The organism is Variovorax sp. WDL1 (genome assembly GCF_001541225.1).
Taxonomy (GTDB): domain Bacteria; phylum Pseudomonadota; class Gammaproteobacteria; order Burkholderiales; family Burkholderiaceae_C; genus Variovorax.
Window position 1 is genome coordinate 53,574 of record NZ_LMTS01000132.1, and the last position, 6,167, is coordinate 59,740.

At 71.7% G+C, this 6,167-nt stretch carries 5 protein-coding genes; 1 reads left to right on the forward strand and 4 read right to left on the reverse strand.

Annotated features, from left to right (window positions below; translation table 11 throughout):
• Positions 1-1,526 (forward strand): phosphoethanolamine transferase (locus APY03_RS18430; protein WP_198161264.1); only part of this gene is annotated, 1,526 nt, incomplete at its 5' end.
• 58 nt (positions 1,527-1,584) lie between these two features.
• On the opposite strand, the gene APY03_RS18435 is transcribed toward APY03_RS18430, so the two are convergent.
• The 4 genes from APY03_RS18435 to hutU form a co-directional block, all read right to left on the reverse strand.
• On the reverse strand, positions 1,585-2,532 hold the full coding sequence (locus APY03_RS18435; RefSeq protein ID WP_068678817.1) for a PDR/VanB family oxidoreductase: 948 nt from the start codon (positions 2,530-2,532) through the stop codon (positions 1,585-1,587).
• Positions 2,529-3,824, reverse strand: a complete 1,296-nt coding sequence (locus tag APY03_RS18440; RefSeq protein ID WP_068678819.1) for an amidase — start codon at positions 3,822-3,824, stop codon at positions 2,529-2,531. Before APY03_RS18440 ends, APY03_RS18435 begins: the two co-directional genes overlap by 4 nt.
• Positions 3,821-5,005, reverse strand: coding sequence for a CaiB/BaiF CoA transferase family protein (locus APY03_RS18445; protein WP_197913179.1), 1,185 nt, complete (start codon positions 5,003-5,005; stop codon positions 3,821-3,823). Before APY03_RS18445 ends, APY03_RS18440 begins: the two co-directional genes overlap by 4 nt.
• Positions 5,006-5,024: 19 nt before the next feature.
• The coding region (hutU, locus tag APY03_RS18450; RefSeq protein ID WP_232324330.1) for a urocanate hydratase at positions 5,025-6,167 on the reverse strand (1,143 nt) is incomplete at its 5' end.

Consider the following 6,167-nt stretch of genomic DNA (forward strand, 5'->3'; position numbering starts at 1 on the left):
TCGCGCTGGGCTGGCTGTTCGACTTGGGCCTGCGCGATGCCTCCAAGATGGCGCTTGTGTTCCTGTCCGGCGCATGGCTGCTGATGTTCCTGCCACTGCCGGCGCGCCCCCGCGCCGTGGCCGAGGACCTGTGGCGCCTGAGCTTCGCGCTCGACCTGATGCTGCGCGCCTCCTTGATGGGCCTGTACCGGACCCAACCCGACTCGGCCCTGGTGCTGGAGGCGATCGGCAATACCTCCGAAGTGGAGGCGTGGGAATTCATGCACCACAACGCCGCGCGATTGGGCCTCTACGTCCTGCTCGGCCTCGGCTTCGCCGCCGTCGCGCTGGAGTCGCGGCGCCGGCGCAGATGCATCGGCTCGCACGCGCCGCGGCGCTGGCGGCTTGCCATGCTCATGCTGCTGTTCGCCGCGCTGCACGTCAATTCCACGCTGCGTGCCTCGAACCCTTTCGCGTCGTGGTGGACCCAGGCCACGGGCTATAAGGACTACCAGGCCCATATCGGGCTGCTCGCGGCCATACGCGAGGCCTCGGCAAAGCGGGTGGAGCCGCTCGATGTCCGGTACGACGGACCCGCGCGCAACACCCTGGCCTTCGTGATCGGCGAGAGCGTCAACCGCAACGACTGGAGCCTCTACGGCTACGGCCGGACCACCTCGCCCCTGCTGCAGCGCAGGGCCGGGGAACTGGTGGTCTTCCGTGACGTGCTGGCCGCGTATCCCGCCACCGTCGGCGCTGTCCAGATGATGCTGACCTGCAAGGACCGCCACAGCCTTCCGGGCGCCGAGCCCCTGTGCCCCAGCGTCACGATGCTCGCGAAGGCTGCGGGCTACAAGACCTTCTGGATCTCCAACCAGCACGACCGCTACATCAACAAGCGTTTCGCCCAGGAGGCCGATGTACGGCAGCTCGTGAACACGGGCGGCCGGCGCGGCGACCGCAGCCTGGACGAGCGGCTGGGCCCAGCCTGGCAGGCCGCGCTGGACGATCCGGCGCCGCGCAAGCTGATCATCGTGCACCTGCTGGGCGCCCACCCGAACTATGCGGACCGCCGGCCCGATGCGTTTGCACGGTTCAATGGCATCGGCGACTCGGTGTCGCGGCGCCTGCGGCAGGAAGGACGGATGCCCTGGATCGTCGCCCAGCGAGATGAATACGACAACGCGCTGCTGTACCACGACCATGTGGTCGCAGGGCTGCTCGAGAAGTTCGTACGCGTCCCTGGCGAAGGACCGCGCAACTTTCTCTACACCTCCGACCACGGCCAGGAAGTGGGACACACGCGCAACTACGCCGGGCATACGGACGAGCTGCCGGGCTATGAGGTCCCGATGCTGCTCTGGACCTCCACGCCGATGGAACGCGCCGAGCGCGACGAGCTCGCCGCGCGTCCCTACCAGAATGACCTGCTCGAGTGGACGCTGCTGGACCTGCTCGGCATCTCCATCAAGGGCGGCGAGCCCTGGCACTCGGTGGTGGGGCCGGCCTTCCGCGAGTCGCCGCGTGGACTGGGCTGGGGCGGGTAGCGTTGCCGGGCTGCTCGATGCAAGTCCGGGCCCGACGGGCCATGCGCATCGCAGGGAATCAGAGATCGAGGACGAGCTCCGGCGTCAGCGACCGCGAGACGCAAGTGCAGATCACCTTGCCTTCGGCCCGCTCGCGCGCGCTCAAGGCGTGGTCGCGATGATCGGGCGTGCCCTCCAAGACGGCGGTCATGCACATGCCGCATTCGCCGCGCCTGCAGTCGTGGAGCGGGTCCAAGCCGGCTTCGATCAGCGCGTCCAGGATGCTCTGGCTGGCGGCAACCTCCAGCGTGCGGCCGGAGGCGCGCAGCTCGAGGCGGATGGGGCGGTCGTTGCTGAGTGCAACGGCGCCGTTGAAGCTCTCGAAGTGCACCCTGTCGGATGGCCAGCCGTGCGCTGCCGCACGCTCCAGCACGCCGGCGATCAGCCCGCGCGGGCCGCAGACATACAGGTGGCGCGCCTCGCCCGGGTCCGCGAGGATGGCGTCCAGCGGCATGCCACGCGAAGGATCGCCGTCATCGCAGTACAGCGCGGCACCGGGCAGCGCAGCCGCTTCCTCGCGGTAGGCCATCCGCTGCGCGCTGCGCGCGGCGTAGTGCAGCTGCATCGGCTCGCCGCGCGCCGCCAGCGCGCGTGCCATGCAGAGGATGGGCGTGATGCCGATGCCGCCGGCAATCAGCAGGTGCTCGCGCGCGCCTTCGGCCAGGGGAAACTCGTTGGCCGGGCCCTCGGCCTCCAGCGTGTCGCCGACCGCGAGCGCATGCATGGTGGCCGAGCCACCGCTGCCGGCCGGCTCGCGCAGCACCGCGATCTCGTAGCGCTCGCGCTCTTCGGGCGCACCCACCAGCGAATACTCGCGCACCGTCGCATGCCCGCCGGGCAGCACGAGCTTGAACTTCAAGTGCGCGCCCGGCGCGAAGGCCGGCAGCGGGCCGCCTTCGGCCCTGCGCAGCTCGATGCGGCGGATGTCCTGGGCTGCGGGCTCGGCCCGCGTCACGGTGAGTTTCATGGTGCGTTCGCCAGGATGGGGTGAAGGCTGGCGGCAATGGCCAGCAGTTCGCGCTCGTGCTGCGGATGGCCGACCAGCTGTACGCCGATCGGCAGGCCCTGCGGCCCGTGCAGTCCGGGCACGTTGACACACGGCAGGCCGAGCAGGGTCCAGACGCGGCTGAACACCGGATCGCCGGTGGCCGCCAGGCCGGCCGGCGCCTCGCCCGGCGCGGCGGGCACCAGCAGGGCGTCGAGGCCCTGCATCAGCGCGCCGAGCGTGCGGCGGCCTTCGCCGGCCTGTGCCAGCGCCTGCCGGTAGTCGGCCTCGCTGCACTCCCGGCCGCTCTGCAGCAGGCCATGCAGGGCGGCACTGAGCTGTTGCGGATACAGCCGCCATTCGACGTCGAGCTGGCGCGCGGCCTCGTAGGCCATCACGGTCTTCTGCGCATTCAGCAGCCCCGCCGCGGCAGCGGGCAGGGCGACGTCGCGCAGGCCGGCGCCGGCCGCGCCTGCGAGCTTCATGGCCTGCTCGAAGGCGGCGACGCCGCCCGCATCGGCCGCCGGCCACTCGTGGGTGCGGCACACGCCGAAGCGCAGCGCCCGCAGCGCGGGCGGTTGCAGCAGCTCGAAGGGCGTGCCGGCCATCGCGCAGCGCATCAGCTCCAGGTCTTCCGCGCTGCGTGCGAGCCAGCCGAGCGTGTCCAGCGAGGGCGAGAAGGGCTTGATGCCCTCCAGGCTGGCGACGCCGAAGCCCGGCTTGAGTGCGAACACGCCGCAGTACGACGCGGGCCGGATCAGCGAGCCCGCCGTCTGCGTGCCGAAGGCGAGCGGCACCATGCCGTCGGCCACCGCGGCGGCGGAGCCGCTGGAGGAGCCGCCCGGCGTGTGCGCCGGGTTGCGCGGATTGGCGGTGGGGCCGGGCTGGAAGTAGGCGAACTCGGTGGTCACGGTCTTGCCCATCACGACCGCGCCGGCCGCGCGTGCCGCGGCGACGCAGTGCGCGTCCGCGGCGGGCCGGAAGCCCTCGTAGATCGGCGATCCGTAGCGGGTGGGCAGGTCCGCGGTGGCGATGATGTCCTTGACGCCCAGCGGCACCCCGCCGAGCAGGCCGGTGAGGCCGCGCGTATCGAGGGCGCGCGCGGCGGCCAGTGCGCCCTCGGCATCGAGATGCTGCCAGGCATGGATCTGCGGCTCGCGCTCGGCAATGCGTTCGAGCGCGGCGCGGGCCGCGGCCTCGGCGCTCAAATCGCCGCGCTCCAGGGCCTGCCGCAGCGCGACGGCCGTCATGTCGGTATACGCAGTGCTGCTCATGCCAGAACTCCCGAGTTGCGCAGTGCCGCGATGTCCTCGTCGCTTCGCCCGAGGATCTCGCGCAGCAGCGCCGCGCCGTGCTCGCCCACCATCGGCTCGCGCACGGCCTCGGCCGTGCCGCCGCTGGCGAAGCGCGCCGGCTGCGGCACCATGCCGATCTGTCCGAACACCGGGTGCTGCACGCGCGTCTCGAGCCCGCGCGCGCGCGCCTGCTCCGAAGCCATGGCCCGGCCGAGGTCGTGCACCGGGCCGGCCGGAATGTCGCGGGCCTGGCATCGCGCCACCGCCTCGTCGACGGTGAGCGTGGAAAACCACTCGGCGATCAGCACGCGCAGCTCGGCCTGGTGGGCACGGCGCGCGGCGCCCTGGGCAAAGCGCGGGTCCGCGGCCAGCTCGGGCCGGCCCATTGCCGCGCAAAGCTGCGCGAACAGGGCGTCGGTGGGCACGACGATGGTCAGGTGGCCGTCGCGCGCGGCGAAGCAGTCCACCGGCACCGTGACCGGGTGGCGGCTGCCCACGCGCTGCGGCGCGCTTCCCGTGGCCTGCAGCTGGGCCAGGCCCGTCATCTGCAGCGACATCATGGCGTCGAACATCGCCAGGTCGATGGTCTCGCCGGTGCCAGTGCGCGTGCGGGCCTGCAGGGCGGCCAGGACGGCCCAGGAGCCGAAGAGGCCGGTCCACAGGTCGCTGATCGATTCGCCGGTGGCGGTGGGCGGGCCGGCAGGATCGCCGGTCAGCGACATCAGTCCCGACATGCCCTGGATGATCAGGTCGTAGGCCGGCAGCCCCGTGGCGGGGCCCTGCTGGCCGAAGCCCGAGATGCTCAGGTAGACCAGCCTCGGGTTGACGGCGCGCAGCGTGTCGGCATCGACGTGCAGCCGCTTCGCCACGCCAGGGCGGAAGTTCTCCACCACCACGTCGGCCGTGGCCGCGAGCTCCGCCACGATGGCCTGCGCGCGTTCATCGCGCAGGTTCAGCGCCAGGCTCTTCTTGTTGCGGTTGATCAGCGAGAAGTAGACGCTGCGGCCTTCGAGGAAGGGGCCGAAGTGGCGCGCGTCATCTCCGGCGGGCGCCTCGATCTTGATCACTTCGGCGCCGAGGTCCGCGAGCAGCGCGGTGCAATACGGCCCCGAGAGCACGCGCGACAGGTCGATCACGCGCAGGCCGGTCAACAGTCCCATGGATGTGTCTCCTTTGGATTCAAAGCGAAGGCAATCGGAGGCCATGCCGGGCCGCGGTCTCGATCGCGATCGGATAGCCCGCATCGGCATGGCGCATCACGCCGGTGGCCGGATCGTTCCACAGCAGGATCTCGATGCGCCGTGCGGCGTCGGCCGAGCCATCGGCCACCACCGCCATGCCGGCATGGGTGGAGTAGCCGATGCCCACGCCGCCGCCGTTGTGCACGCTGACCCACGAGGCGCCGCAGGCCGAGCTCAGCAGCGCGTTGAGGATCGGCCAGTCGGCCACCGCGTCCGAACCATCCAGCATGCCCTCGGTCTCGCGGTTGGGGCTGGCGACCGAGCCCGAGTCCATGTGGTCGCGGCTGATGGCCACCGGCGCGGAGAGTTCGCCGCTGGCCACCATCTCGTTGATGGCGAGGCCCGCGCGATGCCGCTCGCCCAGGCCGAGCCAGCAGATGCGCGCAGGCAGGCCCTGGAAGCGCACATGCTCGCGCGCCAGCGACAGCCAGCGCTGCAGCGGCTTGTCGTCGGGGAAGAGCCGGGCCAGGCGCGCATCGGTCTTGTAGATGTCCTGCGGATCGCCCGAGAGCGCGACCCAGCGGAACGGCCCCTTGCCGCTGCAGAACAGCGGACGCACGTAGGCCACGACGAAGGAGGGGAAGTCGAATGCGCGCGCCACGCCGCCGTCGAAGGCGACCTGGCGGATGTTGTTGCCGTAGTCGAAGACCGGGATGCCCATGTCCTTGAAGGCCAGCATGGCTTCGACATGCGTCACGATCGAATCGCGCGCCGCCGCCTCCACCGCGGCCGGGTCGGCGGCGCGCTGTTCGTTCCATCGCTGCTCGCTCCAGCCCGCGGGCACGTAGCCGTTGCGCAGGTCGTGCGCCGCGGTCTGGTCGGTCACCACGTCGGGCCGCATGCCGCCTGCCTGCGCGCGGCGCACGAGCGCGGGCAGCACCTCGGCGGCATTGCCCAGCAGGCCGACCGAGAGGCCGATGCGGCGTTCCCTGGCGTCGGCGACGAGCGCGAGCGCCTCGTCCAGGTCGCGCGCCTGCCGGTCGAGGTAGCCGGTGCGCAGCCGCATGTCGATGCGGCTCTGCCGCGCCTCCACCACCAGCACCGCGGCCCCGGCCAGGCGCCCGGCCAGCGGCTGCGAGCC